We start from the raw sequence: 17,561 nt of genomic DNA on the forward strand, positions 1-17,561 counted from the left end.
ACGATCAGCCGGCGACCACCGCCGCGAGCTGGTCGAGCCCCCACGCCAGGTCGTCGGCGGAGACCACGAGCGGCGGCGCGAGCCGGATCGTGGAGCCGTGGGTGTCCTTGGCGAGGACGCCGCGGGCCATGAGCGCCTCGCACACCTCCCGGCCGGTGCCGAGGGCCGGGTCGACGTCGACGCCCGCCCACAGGCCGCGGCTGCGGAAGCCGGAGATCCCGTGGCCGACGAGCGCGGAGAGCCGGTCGCGGAGCAGGACGCCGAGTTCGGCCGCCCGGGCCTGGAGGTCCCCGGGCTCGAGCAGGTCGAGTACGCCGACGCCGACCGCGCACGCGAGCGGGTTGCCACCGAAGGTGGAGCCGTGCTGGCCCGGCCTCAGCACGCCCAGCACGTCGCGGTCGGCGACGACCGCGGAGACGGGCACGATGCCCCCGCCCAGGGCCTTGCCGAGCACGTAGAGGTCAGGAACGACGCCCTCGTGGTCGGAGGCGAAGGTGCGGCCCGTGCGGCCGAGACCGGACTGGATCTCGTCGCAGGCGAGCAGCACGCTCTCCCGCGTGCAGAGGTCTCGCAGGCCTCGTAGGTAGCCCGCGGGCGGGATGATCACCCCGGCCTCACCCTGGATGGGCTCGACGAGCACCGCCACCGTCCGGGGCGTGAGCGCGGCTTCGACCGCTGCCAGGTCGCCGTACGGGACGAGCGTGAAGCCGGGGGTGAAGGGGCCGAAGCCGTCGTGGGCGTCCGGGTCGTCGGAGAAGCTCACGATCGTCGTGGTGCGTCCGTGGAAGTTGCCCGACATGACGATGATCTCGGCGCGGTCGTCGGGGACGCCCTTCACCTCGTAGCCCCACTTCCGGGCGACCTTGATCGCGGTCTCGACCGCCTCGGCGCCGGTGTTCATCGGCAGGACCAGGTCCTTGCCGCACAGATCGGCGAGCCTGGCGGTGAACTCCGCGAACCGGTCGTGGACGAAGGCGCGGCTGGTGAGGGTGAGTCGGTCGAGCTGCGCCTGGGCGGCGGCGACCAGGGTCGGGTGGGCGTGGCCGAAGTTGAGCGCGCTGTAGCCCGCCAGCATGTCGAGGTAGCGCCGGCCGTCCACATCCGTCATCCAGGCCCCGGCAGCCTCCGCCACGACGACCGGCAGCGGGTGGTAGTTGTGCGCGGTCCGGGCCTCGGCGGCCGCGACCAGCGCGGCGGTGTGGGGCGTGCTCCGGGGGCCTGCGGCGGCCGTCCCGGCCGGGGCGGTCTGCTGGTCGAGCAGGGTCATCGCGGTCTCCTCGCTGTCGGCGCGCTGGCATCGTCGGATTGTCGGACAATTCGGTCGTGTGGCCAGCCTACGCCGTCGTACGGCGGACTGGGTGCCTTCGCCGGTCAGCGATCCCTGTGCCCGCTCTCCGTCAGCCGTTCCGCCGGCCGTCGGGGAACTGCTTCTCGGGGCCTGCGTAGGTCGGGCACAGCGTGCGCACAGCCGAAGGGCGCAGCCTCGGAGGCATGACCGAGCAGATCGCCCCACCGACGTACCCGCCGCCAGGTCATCTCCCGCCCGCAGGCGGGCCGTATGTCGACGGACCGTCGACCCCCGCTGTCGCCGCCTACGGACCGCCGCCGACGAAGCGGCGGCTGCGAGACCGGCTCTTCGGGCTGCGCAGCGTCCTGGCGGTCGGCGCCGCCGGCGTCATCCTCGGCGGTGCCGCAGGCGCGGGGATCATGGCGCTCGCCGGCGGGGGTGATGACAGTGTGCAGGGCCCTCAGCGCGGGCAGCTCGGCAACGTCGCGCCCGGACAAGGGCAGTTCGGCGGCGGGTTCGATGGTCGCTTCCGGGGTCAGTACGACGGCGTCCCGGGCCAGTCGGGCGGTCAGTCGAGCGGCCAGTCGAGCGGCCAGCCGGGCTCGGGGGCACAGGACGGCGGCAGTGCCACGGGGAGCAGCGGCACCAACAGCTGAGCCGCCGGCGACGTACGCCTTCCTCTCTGTTCCGCTCGGCCCGGCGCCAGCGTTTTGACCCTCCCGTGGCCGGGCTCGTAATCTTGTGCGGTCGTGACTCCTGCCGCGTCTCGCTGCGTCCGTTCGTGGGCGCACGGTGAGGGCGCAGATCCGGATGACCACCGGCCGCGAGGCCGGTGGGGCAAGCCGGGCCGTGTTCGTCAGAAGCCACGAGCAGTACCACCCGGTCGGCGACCGCCGGCCGGGACCAACGAACGAAGAAGGCACACGTGCGTACCTACGCTCCCAAGCCGGGCGACGTCGAGCGCGCCTGGTACGTCATCGACGCTGAGGACGTCCGTCTCGGTCGCCTCGCTGTCCAGGTCGCCAACCTCCTCCGCGGCAAGCACAAGGCGATCTTCGCCCCGAACGCGGACACCGGTGACTTCGTCATCGTCGTCAACGCCGAGAAGGTCTCCCTCTCCGGCGACAAGGCCACCAAGAAGCTCGCCTACCGCCACTCGGGCTACCCGGGCGGTCTGACGGCCACCCCGATCGGCGAGGTCCTCGACAAGGACGCTCGCAAGGCGATCGAGAAGGCTGTGTGGGGCATGCTCCCGAAGAACAAGCTCGGTCGGCAGATGATCAAGAAGCTCAAGGTCTACAGCGGCCCGACGCACCCCCACCAGGCCCAGAAGGCCGTTCCGTTCGAGATCAAGCAGATCGCCCAGTGAGCCAGGAGAACAACGAGATGACTGAGAACACTGCTGTCTCAGGAGAGGTCGAGGAGACCTTCCAGACCGACGAGCAGGGCGTCGCCTACACCTCGGAGAGCGCCCCGTCGGCCGACACCCCGGCTCGCCCGGCGACCATCGCGCCCGCCGCCGCCACCGGCCGCCGCAAGGAGGCCGTCGCCCGCGTCCGCATCGTGCCCGGCACCGGCGTGTGGACCATCAACGGCCGCAAGCTCGAGGACTACTTCCCGAACGCGCTGCACCGCCAGGTCGCGAACGAGCCGTTCGCCGCCCTGCAGCTCGAGGGCCGCTTCGACGTCATCGCCCGCATCCACGGCGGCGGCATCGCCGGCCAGGCCGGCGCGCTGCGTCTCGGCGTGGCCCGTGCGCTCAACGACGTCGACGTCGAGGCCAACCGCCCGACCCTGAAGAAGGCCGGCCTGCTCACCCGCGACGCCCGCGTCGTCGAGCGCAAGAAGGCCGGGCTCAAGAAGGCCCGCAAGGCCTCGCAGTTCAGCAAGCGCTGATCTGGCTGCTGCCGCATGGCACGCCTCTTTGGCACGGACGGGGTCCGGGGCCGGGCGAACGGTGAGATCCTCACCGCCGCCCTGGCCCTGGACCTCGCGTCGTCTGCAGCCCTCGTCCTGACCGAGGAAGGCGGCTTCCGCGACCGCAAGCCGGTCGCGGTCGTCGGCCGTGACCCGCGCATCTCGGGGGAGTTCCTCCAAGCCGCCGTCGCCGCGGGTCTCGCCTCGGCCGGCGTCGATGTCATCGACCTCGGCGTCATCCCGACCCCGGGCATCGCCTATCTCACCGGTGCCCTCGACGCCGACCTCGGCGTCGTGATCACGGCGTCCCACAATCCGATGCCCGACAACGGCATCAAGTTCCTCCAGCGCGGTGGGCTCAAGCTCGACGACGCGCTCGAGGACCGCATCCAGGCCCGCCTCGGCCAGCCGTGGCAGCGACCCACCGGCGCCGACGTCGGCCGGATCAGCGCGCGTGAGACCGCGGTGGAGGAGTACGTCGGCTACTTGGTCGCCACGCTGACCCGTCCGCTCGCCGGGCTGAAGGTCGTCGTGGACTGCGCCGACGGCGCCGCCTCGGTGAGCGGTCCGCTCGCGCTCACCAACGCGGGCGCCACCGTGATCGCGATCCACGACGACCCGAACGGGCTGACCATCAACGACGGGTCGGGCTCGACCCATCCCGAGGCGCTGCAGAAGGCGGTGCTCGAGCACAACGCCGACGTGGGCTTCGCCTTCGACGGCGATGCCGACCGCTGCCTGGCCGTGGACGCGCAGGGCAACCTCGTCGACGGCGACCAGCTCATCGCCATCCTCGCGCTCGACCTCGCCGAGTCCGGGCGGCTCCCCGACGACACCGTCGTCGTCACGGTCATGAGCAACCTCGGCTTCCTGCAGGCGATGCAGGCGGCCGGCATCAGGGTGCGACAGACCAGCGTCGGCGACCGCTACGTCCTCGAGGAGATGCGCGCCCACGGCTACGCCATCGGCGGGGAGCAGTCGGGCCACATCATCCTGAGCGACCACGCCACCACCGGTGACGGGACCCTCACGGCGCTCCACGTCCTCCAGCGGATGATCGCGACCGGGAAGTCCCTCGCCGAGCTCGCCGGCGCCGTGGTGCGGCTGCCGCAGGTGCTTGTCAACGTCGCCGACGTCGACAAGGGCAGGTGCGGCGCGGACGACGGCGTCCTCGCGGCGGTCGCTGCGGAGGAGGCGGCGCTCGGTGGCCAGGGTCGCGTGCTGCTGCGCCCGTCCGGCACGGAGAACCTCGTCCGGGTCATGGTCGAGGCGCCCAGCCACGAGGAGGCCCAGTCGGTCGCGGAGCGGCTGGCCGACGTCGTACGCGCGCGTTTGAGCCTGTGATCGGCGGGTAGGCCACCGGCGTGGCCGCCCTCCGCTCCTTCGCCTGGGTCCTCGGGATCGTCGCCGCGCTCGCCGTCGTCGGGACGTCGGCGGCGGCGGTCGTGCTGCGCGACCCGGACCCGTTGGTGCTGCGTGGCGCCGGGGTCCGGGCGACGGTGCCCGACGAGGACTGGCGGATCGCGCCACCCGACTACACGATCGAGTACGCCGCCGGCGTCGGCGTCCTCGGCCCGGCGGTCTACCGCGAGGACTGGTGCGCGGCGGCCGCGCACAGCAGCCGGGCCTTCGCCGGCTTCGTCGACCGCGAGGGCCGCACGGCGCGCCAGATCGCGCAACGCTGGGGCGTCGCCATCACCCGCGACCGGATCGACGGCTCCTCGGTCGGCCCGGTCACGGTGGTCGCGTCCGGGCCAGGCCGTGCCGATGCCGATCTCCGCGTGCCGACCGGCCCGTGCAACCCGCCGCGCGAGCACCTCACCGTGGTCGCCGACGGCGACCAGGCCCTCATCCTGGTGCGTGACATCGACGTCGAGGGCGCCCTCCCGACCAGCAAGGCCGAGGCCGTCCTGGCCTCCCTCCGCTGCGCGAGCTGCGAGGAATGAGGCGCGAGTCGCGAGGAATGGACGCGCGAGTTGTGAGGAGTGCGCGTCAGAGCTTGCGGAGGCGCACGTAGCGGACCGAGTGGTCGCGGGCCTTGCGGAGCACGAGCGTGGCCCGCGAGCGGGTGGGAAGGACGTTCTGGACCAGGTTGGGGCCGTTGATCGAGTCCCAGATCTCCGATGCGCGGGCGACGGCCTCGTCGCGGGAGAGGGCGGCGTACTTGCTGAAGTACGACGACGGGTCCTGGAACGCCGTCTCGCGCAGGCGCAGGAAGCGCTCGACGTACCAGTCCTTGATGTGGCTGGTGCCCGCGTCGACGTAGACGGAGAAGTCGAAGAAGTCGGAGAGGCCGAGGCCGGTGGTGCCGTCGGCGCGGGCGCGGGCGGGCTGGAGGACGTTGAGTCCCTCGACGATGAGGATGTCGGGCCGCTTGATGACGACCTTCTCGTCGGGGATGACGTCGTAGACGAGGTGGGAGTACGTCGGCGCCTCGACCTCGTCCTTCCCCGACTTGATGTCGACCACGAACTTGAGCAGGGCACGCCGGTCGTAGGACTCCGGGAAGCCCTTCCGCTCCATGAGCCCGCGCCGCTCGAGCTCGGCGTTGGGATAGAGCCAGCCGTCGGTCGTCACCAGCGCCACGTTGGGGTGCTCGGGCCAGTGCGCGAGCATCTGCTGCAGGACGCGTGCGGTCGTGGACTTCCCGACGGCGACGGACCCGGCGACGCCGATCACGAACGGCGTGCGGGCCGGCATCTCCTGGTGGAGGAACGCCTCCTGCTGGCGGTGGAGCTGGCCGGCGGCCCCGACGTACAGGCTGACGAGGCGGCTGAGCGGGAGGTAGACCTCCTCGACCTCGGTGAGGTCGATCCGGTCGCCGAGGCCCTGCAGCCGCCGGATCTCCTCGGCGGTCAGCGGGCTGACGGTCTCGTGGGCCAGCTTGGCCCACGCCTCGCGGTCGAGCTCGACGTACGGCGAGGCCTCACGCTCGTCACCGCCCGGGCCGTGGGAAGACATGGGCTCGATTGTTGCCTACGCGGCCCTCCCGTGCCGGAGAGCCCCCCGCACGTAAGATCAGCCCCCATGTGCGGGATCGTGGGATATGTCGGCGAGCGGCCGGCGCAGCAGGTCGTGATCGAGGGGCTGCGGCGACTGGAGTACCGCGGCTACGACTCCGCGGGGATCGCGATCGTCGCGTCCGACGCGGGCGACGACGGGGCTGCGTTCGGGGAGAATGCGGTGCAGAAGCGGGCCGGCAAGCTCGCCAACCTCGAGAAGGCGCTCGCCGCGACGCCGCTGCCGCCGGCGACGACCGGCATCGGCCACACCCGCTGGGCGACCCATGGGCAGCCCAACGACGCCAACGCGCATCCCCACCTCGGCGAGCGTGGCCGGGTGGCGCTGGTCCACAACGGCATCATCGAGAACTTCGCCGAGCTGCGCGACCGGCTCGAGGCGGACGGCCACGTGCTGCGGTCCGAGACCGACACGGAGGTGGCCGCGCACCTGCTCGAGCTCGAGGTCGAGGCCGGCCACGACCTGACCACCGCGATGCAGCGGGTCTGCCGCCGGCTCGAGGGCGCCTTCACGCTCGTCGCCGCGGACGCCCGTGACGGCTCGCGGGTCGTCGCGGCCCGGCGCAACAGCCCGCTCGTCGTCGGGCTGGGGGAGGGGGAGAGCTTCCTCGGCTCCGACGTCGCGGCCTTCATCGAGTTCACCCGCGAGGCGCTCGAGCTCGGTCAGGACCAGGTCGTCACGATCACCCGGGACGGCGCCGAGATCACGACCTTCGACGGTACGCCGGCGCAGGGCCGCCGCTACCACGTCGACTGGGACCTCTCGGCCGCCGAGAAGGACGGCCACGACTGGTTCATGCGGAAGGAGATCTTCGAGCAGCCGCGGGCGGTCGCCGACTCGCTGCTCGGGCGGCGCGGCGTCGACGGACGGCTGCAGCTCGACGAGATGCGTCTCTCCGACCAGGAGCTGCGCGACATCACCAAGATCATCATCATCGCCTGCGGCACGTCGTTCTATGCCGGCATGGTCGCGAAGTACGCCATCGAGCACTGGTGCCGCATCCCGGTCGAGGTCGAGCTGGCGTCGGAGTTCCGCTACCGCGACCCGATCCTCGACTACTCCACTCTCGTCGTCGCCATCTCCCAGTCCGGGGAGACCGCCGACACGCTGCAGGCGATCCGCCACGCCCGCACCCAGCGGTCGAAGGTGCTCGCGATCTGCAACACCAACGGCTCGACGATCCCGCGCGAGTCGGACGCGGTGATCTACACCCACGCCGGCCCGGAGATCGGGGTCGCCTCCACCAAGGGGTTCCTGACCCAGCTGGTGGCCTGCTACCTGCTCGCGCTCTACCTCGCCCAGGTGAAGGGCACCCGGTTCGGCGACGAGATCGACCAGGTCCTCGGCCAGCTCGAGGCGATGCCCGAGCAGATCGAGAAGGTGCTGGCGCTGGCACCCGACGTCTACGCGCTCGCGCGAGAGCACGTCCAGAGCCGCTCCGTGCTCTTCCTCGGCCGCCACGCCGGATACCCGGTCGCGCTCGAGGGGGCGCTCAAGCTCAAGGAGCTCGCCTATCTCCATGCCGAGGGCTTCGCGGCGGGGGAGCTCAAGCACGGCCCGATCGCACTCGTCGAGGAGGGCCTGCCGGTGCTCTGCGTGGTCCCGCCCCGCGGCCGCGACCAGCTGCACGACAAGATGCTGTCGGGCATCCAGGAGGTCCGTGCCCGGGGCGCGCGCACCCTCTGCCTGGCCGAGGAGGGCGACGAGCAGGTCGCGCCCTACGCCGACGAGCTCATCCGACTGCCGCGCGTCCCGGTCCTGCTGCAGCCGCTGGTCGCCGTCGTACCTCTCCAGCTCTTCGCCTGCGAGCTCGCCACCGCGCTCGGGTACGACGTCGACCAGCCGCGCAACCTGGCCAAGTCCGTCACGGTGGAGTGAGGGGCCCGGGGTGGGGGTGATCGGCGTCGGGATCGACGTGTGCGACATCGACCGTTTCGAGGAGTCGCTGGCGCGTACGCCTGGCCTGCGGGAGCGGCTGTTCACGCTCCAGGAGGCGGCGCGTCCGCCGGCCTCGCTCGCGGCGCGGTTCGCCGCGAAGGAGGCCCTCGCCAAGGCCCTCGGCGCGCCCCAGGGGATGGCGTGGCACGACGCCGAGGTCGTCTCGGAGGACACCGGTCGGCCGCGCTTCGAGATCCGCGGCACGGTCCGTGCCCGCGCCGACGACCTCGGTGTCGGCTCCGTCCACCTCTCGCTCTCCCACGACGCCGGCGTCGCGTCCGCCATGGTGGTCCTCGAGGGCTAGGGAAGCGCTGGTCCCTCACCGCCTCGGGCACGATGTCCCCATGAGGCGGGCACACACGGTCGAGCAGGTCCGGGCGGCGGAGGCCGCGCTGATGGCGACGCTTCCCGAGGGGACGTTGATGCAGCGGGCCGCCACCGGACTGGCATACGCCGTCATCGACCTGCTCGGCGGGGCCTACGGTCGACGCGTCGTGCTGCTCGTGGGCAGCGGGGACAACGGCGGCGATGCGTTGTACGCCGGCGCGCTGCTCGCCCGCCGAGGCGCCGGCGTCGAGGCGTGGCTGCTGTCCGCGCGCGCCCACGAGGGCGGGATCGCCGCGCTCCGGGCGGCGGGCGGTCGGGTTGTGAGTGCCAGCGAGGCCCAGGGGCCGCGCTGGCACTCACAACCCGATGTCGTGGTGGACGGGATCGTCGGGATCGGCGGCACGCCGGGACTGCGTCCGGACGCGGAGGCGGCGCTGGCGGCACTGGCCGGGGTCCCGGTCGTGGCGGTGGACACCCCGAGCGGCGTCGATGTCGACACGGGAGAGGTGCCGGGAAGCCACGTGACGGCGGACCTGACGGTCACGTTCGGCACCCACAAGCCGTGCCACCTGCTCGACCCCGCGGCCCGCGCCTGCGGCGCCGTCCAGCTCGTGGACCTCGGCGTCGACCTGCCGCCCGCGCCGTTGGAGAGCCTGCAGGCGCACGACGTGGCGGCGCTGCTGCCGCGCCCACCCGCGGACGCGCAGAAGTACACCCGCGGCGTCGTCGGCCTGCGCGTCGGCAGTGCCACCTACCCCGGTGCCGCCCTGCTCTCCGCGGCCGGCGCCGACACCGGCCTCGTCGGGATGGTCCGCTACGTCGGCAGCGCAGCCGATGCCGTCAAGCAGCACCACCCGGCCGTCGTCGGACCCGGCCGGGTGCAGGCGTGGGTGGTCGGCTCCGGTGGCGGCGAGCACGCCGGAGAGGAGCTCGCCGCGGCGGTCGAGGACGGCGTCCCGGTCGTCGTGGACGCCGACGCACTCGCCCACGTGACCGGCCCCCTGCCCGTCCCTACGGTCCTCACGCCCCACGCGGGCGAGCTCGCCGGCATGCTCAGCCGCGCGTCCGGGCCGACCGAGCGGACCGAGGTCGAGGCGCGGCCGTACGCTGCCGCGCTCGCCGCCGCGCGACAGTACGACGCCGTCGTACTCCTCAAGGGACGGCGCACGCTCATCGCGCGACCGGACGGACGCGCCCGGGTCAACACCACCGGCACGCCGTGGCTGGCCACGGCGGGTGCCGGCGACGTCCTCGGCGGGCTGGTCGGTGCGCTGCTCGCCGCGGGCCTCACGGCCTACGACGCAGCCTCGGTCGGGGCGTGGCTCCACGGCGCCGCGGCGACCCTGGCCGCCCAGGACGGGCCGATCACGGCGGGTGACGTGGCTCGCGCGATCCCCGCCGTCGTCCGTGGCCTGCCGTGATGCTTGCGGCGCGGATGGGACACTGGACCCATGAGCCGCGCCGAGATCGTCGTCGACGTCGCCGCGATCAGGCACAACGTGGGCCTGCTGCGGCGCCACGTGGGCGTGCCGGTGATGGCGGTCGTGAAGGCCGACGGCTACGGCCACGGGCTGGTCGAGGCGGCGCGGGCAGCGCGCGAGGGCGGCGCCGAGTGGCTGGGCGTGGCCTCGCTCGACGAGGCGCTCGCCCTGCGCGAGGCGGGTGACACCGGGCGACTGCTGTGCTGGCTGCTCGTCCCGGCCGAGGACCCGACCCCGGCGGTCCGGCACGGCATCGACGTCACGGCCTACACGCTCGCCGACCTGGACCGTCTCGCCGACGTCGCGCGCGCGATCGACGTACGCCCGCGGGTGCAGCTCAAGATCGATACCGGGCTCTCCCGCGGCGGGGCGACCCCGGCGCAGTGGCCGGCGCTGGTCGAGCGGGCCCGTGGGCTCGAGCTCGCCGGACTCGCGAGGATCAGCGGGATCTGGTCCCACTTCAGCTCCAGCGAGGAGCCCGACGACCCGGCCAACGAGGCCCAGGAGAAGGTCTTCCGCGAGGCGCTCGACCTCGCCGCCGAGGCCGGTCTGCGCCCCGAGGTGCGTCACCTCGCCAACTCTGCGGCCGCGCTGCTGCGGCCGAGCAGCCGGTTCGACCTGGTGCGCTGCGGCCTGGCGACGTACGGCCTCGACCCCGCCCCCGGCCTCAGTCCCGACCTCGGCCTCGTCCCGGCGATGACGGTGCGCGCCGACCTGGCGCTCGTCAAGGACGTCGAGGCGGGGGCGCAGGTGTCCTACAACCACACCTGGACCGCCGACCGGCCGACGACGCTGGGCCTCGTCCCCGTCGGGTACGCCGAGGGCATCCTGCGCCACGCCGGCAACCGCGCCGAGGTGCTGGTCGGCGGCGAGCGCCGCCCGGTGCGGGGCCGGATCTGCATGGACCAGTTCGTCGTCGACCTCGGCGGCGACCACCCCGCTCCCGGCGACGAGGTGCTGCTCTGGGGGCCCGGCACGCACGGTGAGCCCACGGCCGATGACTGGGCGGTGGCGAGTGAGACGATCTCCTACGAGATCGTCACCAGGATCGGAGGACGCATGACCCGGCGGTACGTCGACAGCGACCGCTCCCGCGCGGACCACGAGGACCGTCGATGAGCCTCGCCGGCCGGATCGCGGGCGTGACCGCAGGGGCCGTGGCCGCGGCGGCGGTCGGCGGTGCCGCGCGGGCCGCGGTGACGGTGAGCCGTCGACGCCGGGTGATCGACGCGCGTCCGAGCGACCCCACCGCGTTCGGCTCGCTGCACTCCTGCCCGCACACCGTCGTCACCTCCGACGGCGTGCCGCTCCACGTCGAGGTCGACGAGGTCGACGGGACCGGGCGCCCGACATCCGAGGTGACGCTGGTCTTCGTGCACGGATACGCCCTCAACCTCGACTGCTGGCACTTCCAACGGACCGCGTTCCGCGGGCTCGTCCGCTCGGTCTACTACGACCAGCGCAGCCACGGCCGCAGCGGCCGGTCGCCGCTCACCAACGCGACCATCGACCAGCTCGGCGAGGACCTGCTCGACGTGCTCGAGGCGGTCGTGCCCGAGGGGCCGATCGTGCTCGTCGGACACTCGATGGGCGGCATGACGATCGTGGCGCTCGCCGAGCAACACCCTGAGCTCTTCGCCCCGCTCGAGCAGGGCGGCCGGATCGTCGGCACCGCGCTCATCTCGACCACCGCCGGTGGTCTCGACCCGGGGCGGCTGCTGATGCCGGTCGTGCCGGCGAAGATCAGCGGCAGCCTCACCCACGGCGCGATCCGCACGCTCGCACGGGGTCACCGGGCCGTCGACGGCGTACGCCGCATCGGGCGGTCGATCGCCACCGTCGCCACCGACGCGTTCGCATTCGGCGACGAGGTGCCGGCGGCGTACGTCGAGTTCGTCGACGAGATGCTCTCGGACACGCCGTTCGAGGTCGTCGCGGAGTTCTTCCCGAGCTTCCGGGCGCTCGACAAGTTCGACCACGTTGCCGCGCTCGGCAACGTCCCGACCACCATCATCTGCGGCACCGCCGACAAGCTCACCAGCATCGGCCACAGCCGCAAGCTGCATGCCCGCATCCCGGGTTCGACATTGCTGGAGTGCGAGGGCGCGGGTCACATGGTCATCCTCGAGCGCCACGGTCAGGTCAACGCCGCGCTCGACCAGCTGCTCGCCGCCACCCGCCACGTCGAGTCGGCCTGACGCCCATGCCCGCAGCGAACCCTGAGCTGAGCGTCGAGAAGGTCGGTCCCGAGGCGGCCGCCGAGGTCCTGGCGATCGTCCTCGCCGCGTTCTCCGAGCGGCCCCCGCTCGACCCGCCCGCCGACGCGCTCCTCGAGACCGAGGCGACGATGAAGGACCACCTGGCGGCGTACGGCGGCGTGCTCGCGCGCCTGCACGGCGCGCCGGTCGGCACGGTCGTGCTCGACCCGGTCGGCCCGACGATGTGGCTGCGCCGGTTCGCCGTCCTGCCCGGCCAGCAGGGCCACGGCATCGCCCACCGGATGGTCGACGCCGCGGTCGGCTTCGCCGCCGAGGCCGGGCTCGAGGACCTCGCCGTGGTCGCCCGCGAGGAGCTGCCGCGCACGGTGCGGTTCTGGGAGCGGCAGGGCTTCCGCGAGATCGGCCGCACCTCACCGCATGTCCGGATGCACCGTCCGCTGCGCACCCACGTGCTCGAGGTCCCCGACCCCGAGCACATGCAGGAACTCGGCCGACGCCTCGCGCCGCAGCTGCATGCCGGTGACCTGCTGGTCCTGACCGGGGAGCTCGGCGCCGGCAAGACCACGTTCACCCAGGGGCTGGGCGCCGGGCTCGGCGTCCGCGGGGGGATCACCTCGCCGACCTTCGTCATCGCGCGCGTCCACCCCTCCGAGGTGGGCGGCCCGGAGCTGGTCCACGTCGACGCCTACCGCCTGGGCGGCTTCGACGAGCTCGACGACCTCGACCTCGACACCGATCTCGACGACGCGGTCACCGTCGTCGAGTGGGGCGAGGGACTGGCCGAGGGGCTCTCCGACTCGCGCCTGGAGATCCGGATCGTCCGCGCGCTCACCGTCGACGAGCTGACCGGGGAGCTCGACCCGCGCCGGGTCGAGATCACGCCGGTCGGCCCCCGTTGGCACGACTTCACTCTGGAGGACCTCGTCTGATGCTCCTCGCCTTCGACACCGCGACGCCGCAGGTCACCGCCGCGCTCCTCGATGAGGGCACGGTCGTCGCCGAGCTCGCCTCCGAGCGTGCCATGAAGCACGGCGAGCAGCTCGCACCGCTGATCGAGGCGGTGATGGGCCAGGCAGGGATCGTCCGGCAGGACCTCACCGCGGTCGCCGTCGGCGCCGGCCCCGGACCCTTCACCGGGCTGCGGGTCGGGCTCGTCACCGCGCGCACGCTCGGGTTCGTCCTCGACCTCCCCGTCTACGCAGTCTGCTCCCTCGACGCCCTCGCCGTTGAGGCCAGCGCCCGCGGCCTCGTCGACGCGCCGTTCGTGGTGGCCACGGACGCGCGTCGGAAGGAGGTCTACCTGGCGTCGTACGACGGCGACGGGCGGCGTCTCGAGGGTCCGGCCGTCGCGCGGCCGGCCGACGTCGCGACGTCCGCGCCGGTGGTCGGGGAGGGGGCGGTGCTCTATCCCGATGCGTTTCCGAACGCCGTCGGCCCGACCCGGCCCAGCGCCGGCTGGCTCGGCCGTGCCGTCGTCGAGGAGCTGGTGGAGATCGTCGACCCGGAGCCGCTCTACCTCCGGCGCCCGGACGCGGTGGAGCAGGCGGCGCGGTCTTCCCAAGGACCGGCGTCACGGTGAGCGACGTCGAGATGAGCGGTGTCGCCGCGGGCGTCCGCACGGCGACCCTCGACGACGTCGACGCGCTGGTGCAGCTCGAGCTGGAGTCGTTCCCGGGGGACGAGTGGACGGCCGACTACCTCCGTCTCGCCGTCGACGGGCACATGCCGACGGTGCGTGTGCTCGTCGCCGCCCCGGATGGCGCCGTGGTGGGCCACGCGATCATCAGCGTCGTCTACGAGATCGCGGAGCTGCAGCGCATCGCCGTGGCCGAGACGGCGCGTCGTCGCGGGCTCGCGACCGCGCTTCTCGATGCCACCGTCGCGCTCTGCCGTGACGCGGACGCCGAGCGCCTGCTGCTCGAGGTGCGCGAGCAGAACCAGCCGGCGCTCGCGTTCTATCGCAGGGCCGGGTTCGCCGAGATCGACCGGCGTGACCGGTACTACCGCGACGGCTCCACCGCGATCGTCCTCGCGCTGGACCTCACGGTCGGCTGAACGGAAATCTGTTCGGGGGCTCTGGGCGTCGCTGTGCGATCCCACAGACCCCTTTCCCCGCGAACAGGCACTGCCCCGGTGGTGGGCCGTCGCCGGAGCGGACTGACCGGTCCGAACAGAATTCTGTTCGGACCGGCCCGCGCCGAGCTCGCGCCGGCCCCCTCGAGCCGCTCCAGCTGGTCCGCTCGGCCCACTGGGCGGCCCGGGCGCGCCGCAGCTCGCCGGCGAAGCCCCCCGCCCCCGGGGCCGGACGCTCACCGCGCTTCCGCCACGGCCGCAGGATCACGGCCGCAGGATCACGGCAGGTAGTACGTCGGGTTGGGCAGCTTGACGGCATGTTCGGCGTACCCGCCGATGAGGTCGGAGTACTGGTCGCCGAAGTTCGCGACGATCCGGTAGCCCTGCGCCACGACGTGCCTGCGGGTCTGCGACTTGTACTCGATGGTGGAGCAGGTGTCGTCGGTGCCGCAGTCGATGTAGGCCGGCGGAGTGCCGCCGCTGGCCCACTTCGTGTAGTAGGTCGCGGGCGTGAAGCCGACGTAGCCGACCTTGGCGAGGTTCCCGAGGGTCGCGTCCTTCTGCGCGTCGTTGCGCCCGGTCAGACCGATCGGGGTGCAGCCGGCCGCGGCGATCGCCGTCTCGAGGCCGACCATCGACGGCGTGGCGGGGAAGCGCTCGTCCTGCACCCACTGGTCCTGGAGCGCGGGGTCATAGCTGAACTTCATCGCCCCGTCCTCCATGTCGTAGGTCCACAGCGTGGTGTCGTCGGCGTCGAAGACGATCGCGGGCCGCTGACCACGGGCGGCGAGCCGCTGACACTCGGAGACGAGTCGCGGCTGCCACTGCCGGACCAGCCGCGCCATCTGCGAGATGTAGGGCGAGGAGGTCTTGTCGGCGATGCCGGTCGGCGCGTTCTCGTAGGCGCGGATCTCCTTGCGCAGCGGGTCGAGGTTCGGGATGTCGTCACCGCTGCGCACCCGCGCGCCGCTGGAGCCGTCGGGCGCCATCGTGTATTCCGTCGGCGGCACCATGCGCCGGTCGCTCCGGGGCGCGCCGGCGATGTCGGCCGCGGCGAGGAAGTACGTCGGGTTCGGGATCTTGGTGTCGCGCGCGGCGTACCCGCCTTCGAGGTCGCTCCACTGGTCGCCGACGTTCATGACGACCGTGTCGCCGAGGTCCTGCTCGATGTGCTTGCGGGTGTTCGCCTTGTATTCGACGGTGTTGCAGGTCAGGGAGAGCGTGCAGTCACCGATGTAGGCCGGCTTGGCGCTCGGGTCCGCGGTGTTCCACTTCGTGTAGAGGTTGTCGTCGTCGAACAGCGGCGTCCCCGAGGCTGTCCCGTCCCGGGTGAAGCCCTGGGCGGTGAGGTTCGCGACGGTCGCGTCCTCCTGCGTGAAGGGGCGGCCGGTGATGCCGTAGAGGTCGTAGCCGCGCGCCTTGATGGTCCGCAGCAGCCGCGGCATGCCCGGGACTGCCGGGAACGCCTCGTCCATGACCCAGGTGTTGTTGACGGTCGGGTCGTAGTTGAAGTTGGTGGCCTCCTCGAAGGCGTAGTCGAGGAGCAGGGTGGCGTCGACGTCGAAGACGACCGCCTGGTGCGCGCGGTGCCGGACGGGGAGTGCCTGGAGGATGCGACGCTCGATGCGGCGCACGTTGGCGGCGTACGGCGACGTGGTGAGGTTCGGCAGGTAGATCTGCCCCGATGCCTGACCGGTCGGGTCCGGTCCCTTGTAGGCGCCGTAGTAGGTGCGGATCGTCGACTTCACCGAGTCGATGTTGGGGATGTCCTCGCCGCTCGTGGGCGAGGCGACGGCGCCGGTGGCCTGGTCGACCACCATCGTGAAGTGGGTCTTGGGCGCGAGCCGGCTCTGGTGGGCGGGCTGGCGATGGGCCGGCGGTGCCGGCGTGCGGTGGTGTGCCGTATCGCTCTGGCGGGCCTCGGCGGGGCTGGTGCCCGCGAGCAGGCCGCCGGTGAGAAGGGCGGCCGCGGTGGCGGCGATGATGCCCGAACGGTTCATGGTGTCTCCCGGATGGACGGCGATCGAGAACGCATCAGGAACCTATGGCCGCGCGCCGCGACCCCACAAGGGACCCCTGGCCGGGTCAGGGGCGCTCACCCCGTGCCCGGCACAATGGGAGCATGCCGACCACCGACGCTGCCGGGCCCCTCGTCCTCGGGATCGAGACCTCCTGCGACGAGACGGGGGTCGGCGTCGTCCGTGGCCGCACGCTCCTGGCCGACGCGGTGGCGAGCAGCGTCGACGAGCATGCGCGGTACGGCGGCGTCGTACCCGAGGTGGCGAGCCGCGCCCACCTCGAGGCGATGGTGCCGACGCTGGAGCGGGCCTGCGAGACCGCCGGCATCAGGCTCCACGACGTCGATGCCGTCGCGGTGACGGCCGGCCCGGGTCTGGCCGGCGCCCTGCTCGTCGGCGTCGCGGCGGCGAAGGCGCTCGCGCTCGGGCTGGGGAAGCCGTTGTACGGCGTCAACCACCTGGCCTCGCACGTCGCCGTCGACCAGCTCCAGCACGGGCCGCTGCCGGAGCCCTGCCTGGCGATGCTCGTCTCCGGCGGTCACTCCAGCCTGTTGAGGGTCACCGACGTCACCCGAGGCGTCGAGCCGATGGGCGCCACGATCGACGACGCCGCAGGGGAGGCGTTCGACAAGGTCGCCCGGCTGCTCGGTCTCGGGTTCCCCGGCGGCCCCGTGATCGACCGGACCGCCACCTCGGGCAGCTCGATCGCCATCGACTTCCCCCGCGGCCTCACCAGCAGGCGTGATCTCGAGCGCCACCGGTTCGACTTCTCCTTCTCCGGCCTCAAGACCGCCGTCTCGCGCTGGGTCGAGGCGAAGCAGCGCGCCGGTGAGGAGGTGCCGGTCGCCGACGTCGCGGCCAGCTTCCAGGAGGCGGTCTGCGACGTCCTCGTCCAGAAGGCCCTCGACGCCGCGTCCTCGGAGGGGATCGAGGACATCGTCATCGGGGGCGGTGTCGCCGCCAACAGTCGTCTCCGCGTGCTGGCCGAGGAGCGCGCCGAGCGGCTCGGCATCCGGGTCCGCGTGCCGCGGCCCGGGCTGTGCACCGACAACGGCGCGATGGTCGCGGCGCTGGGGGCCGAGATGGTCGCCCGCGGGCGCACGCCGTCGACGCTCGACCTGCCGGCCGACTCCTCGCAGCCGATCACCAGCGTCCTGGTCTGACCGCCGGGCGGTCGGAAAACCCGCGTAGACGGGGCCGGGCTGATCCTCTCGGCGACGGCGCCGGCGGTCAACGCAAGGACCAGGTCGGTGACCCGGTGGGGCCGGGAGGCCTCCTT

At 72.7% G+C, this 17,561-nt stretch carries 17 protein-coding genes; 14 read left to right on the forward strand and 3 right to left on the reverse strand.

The annotated features are described in order from the left end of the window. Window positions 1-4: 4 nt before the first annotated feature. Window positions 5-1,267, reverse strand: coding sequence for an ornithine--oxo-acid transaminase (rocD, locus tag AB3X52_RS03680; RefSeq protein WP_367991425.1), 1,263 nt, complete (start codon window positions 1,265-1,267; stop codon window positions 5-7). Window positions 1,268-1,491: 224 nt separating this feature from the next. Between rocD and AB3X52_RS03685 the strand changes: the two genes are divergently transcribed. The 5 genes from AB3X52_RS03685 (at window position 1,492) to AB3X52_RS03705 (ending at window position 5,151) form a co-directional block, all read left to right on the forward strand. Continuing rightward, a complete protein-coding gene (locus tag AB3X52_RS03685) occupies window positions 1,492-1,944 on the forward strand; it encodes a hypothetical protein (RefSeq protein ID WP_367991426.1) in 453 nt (150 codons plus the stop codon). Between the two features lie 269 nt (window positions 1,945-2,213). Further along, window positions 2,214-2,657, forward strand: coding sequence for a 50S ribosomal protein L13 (gene rplM, locus AB3X52_RS03690; RefSeq protein WP_367991427.1), 444 nt, complete (start codon window positions 2,214-2,216; stop codon window positions 2,655-2,657). Between the two features lie 17 nt (window positions 2,658-2,674). After that, window positions 2,675-3,184, forward strand: coding sequence for a 30S ribosomal protein S9 (gene rpsI, locus AB3X52_RS03695; RefSeq protein ID WP_367991428.1), 510 nt, complete (start codon window positions 2,675-2,677; stop codon window positions 3,182-3,184). Between the two features lie 15 nt (window positions 3,185-3,199). Further along, on the forward strand, window positions 3,200-4,549 hold the full coding sequence (glmM, locus tag AB3X52_RS03700; RefSeq protein ID WP_367991429.1) for a phosphoglucosamine mutase: 1,350 nt from the start codon (window positions 3,200-3,202) through the stop codon (window positions 4,547-4,549). 20 nt (window positions 4,550-4,569) lie between these two features. Next, on the forward strand, window positions 4,570-5,151 hold the full coding sequence (locus tag AB3X52_RS03705) for a DUF8017 domain-containing protein (RefSeq protein ID WP_367991430.1): 582 nt from the start codon (window positions 4,570-4,572) through the stop codon (window positions 5,149-5,151). 46 nt (window positions 5,152-5,197) lie between these two features. On the opposite strand, the gene coaA is transcribed toward AB3X52_RS03705, so the two are convergent. Further along, entirely contained in the window at window positions 5,198-6,166 is a 969-nt protein-coding gene (coaA, locus tag AB3X52_RS03710) for a type I pantothenate kinase (protein WP_367991431.1), read from the reverse strand. A gap of 66 nt (window positions 6,167-6,232) precedes the next feature. Between coaA and glmS the strand changes: the two genes are divergently transcribed. The 8 genes from glmS to rimI are packed head-to-tail and all read left to right on the forward strand — an operon-like array spanning window position 6,233 to window position 14,246. After that, window positions 6,233-8,104: a glutamine--fructose-6-phosphate transaminase (isomerizing) gene (glmS, locus tag AB3X52_RS03715; RefSeq protein WP_367991432.1), complete on the forward strand. Its 1,872-nt coding sequence runs from the start codon at window positions 6,233-6,235 to the stop codon at window positions 8,102-8,104. Between the two features lie 10 nt (window positions 8,105-8,114). Then, window positions 8,115-8,468 (forward strand): holo-ACP synthase, encoded by a 354-nt coding sequence (locus AB3X52_RS03720; RefSeq protein WP_367991433.1) that lies wholly within the window; start codon window positions 8,115-8,117, stop codon window positions 8,466-8,468. A gap of 40 nt (window positions 8,469-8,508) precedes the next feature. After that, a complete protein-coding gene (locus tag AB3X52_RS03725; protein WP_367991434.1) occupies window positions 8,509-9,912 on the forward strand; it encodes an NAD(P)H-hydrate epimerase in 1,404 nt (467 codons plus the stop codon). Window positions 9,913-9,942: 30 nt separating this feature from the next. Next, entirely contained in the window at window positions 9,943-11,091 is a 1,149-nt protein-coding gene (gene alr, locus AB3X52_RS03730) for an alanine racemase (protein WP_367991435.1), read from the forward strand. Then, complete coding sequence (locus AB3X52_RS03735; protein WP_367991436.1) at window positions 11,088-12,170, forward strand: alpha/beta fold hydrolase; 1,083 nt, start codon at window positions 11,088-11,090, stop codon at window positions 12,168-12,170. Before alr ends, AB3X52_RS03735 begins: the two co-directional genes overlap by 4 nt. Before the next feature lie 5 nt (window positions 12,171-12,175). Continuing rightward, window positions 12,176-13,120, forward strand: a complete 945-nt coding sequence (tsaE, locus tag AB3X52_RS03740) for a tRNA (adenosine(37)-N6)-threonylcarbamoyltransferase complex ATPase subunit type 1 TsaE (RefSeq protein ID WP_367991437.1) — start codon at window positions 12,176-12,178, stop codon at window positions 13,118-13,120. Further along, a complete protein-coding gene (tsaB, locus tag AB3X52_RS03745) occupies window positions 13,120-13,770 on the forward strand; it encodes a tRNA (adenosine(37)-N6)-threonylcarbamoyltransferase complex dimerization subunit type 1 TsaB (protein WP_367991438.1) in 651 nt (216 codons plus the stop codon). Before tsaE ends, tsaB begins: the two co-directional genes overlap by 1 nt. Next, on the forward strand, window positions 13,767-14,246 hold the full coding sequence (gene rimI, locus AB3X52_RS03750) for a ribosomal protein S18-alanine N-acetyltransferase (protein WP_367991439.1): 480 nt from the start codon (window positions 13,767-13,769) through the stop codon (window positions 14,244-14,246). The genes tsaB and rimI overlap by 4 nt, the downstream gene beginning before the upstream one ends. Before the next feature lie 296 nt (window positions 14,247-14,542). Here the strand turns inward: rimI and AB3X52_RS03755 are convergent, their stop codons facing one another. Next, window positions 14,543-16,264: an HAD family acid phosphatase gene (locus AB3X52_RS03755; protein WP_367991440.1), complete on the reverse strand. Its 1,722-nt coding sequence runs from the start codon at window positions 16,262-16,264 to the stop codon at window positions 14,543-14,545. Window positions 16,265-16,386: 122 nt separating this feature from the next. Between AB3X52_RS03755 and tsaD the strand changes: the two genes are divergently transcribed. Then, the gene (gene tsaD, locus AB3X52_RS03760; RefSeq protein ID WP_367991441.1) at window positions 16,387-17,445 is read left to right on the forward strand and encodes a tRNA (adenosine(37)-N6)-threonylcarbamoyltransferase complex transferase subunit TsaD; all 1,059 of its coding nucleotides are present in this window, start codon (window positions 16,387-16,389) and stop codon (window positions 17,443-17,445) included. Window positions 17,446-17,561 lie beyond the last annotated feature (116 nt).

Origin of the sequence: Nocardioides eburneus (assembly GCF_040838215.1) — a bacterium.
GTDB classification, from domain to species: Bacteria; Actinomycetota; Actinomycetes; order Propionibacteriales; family Nocardioidaceae; genus Nocardioides; species Nocardioides eburneus.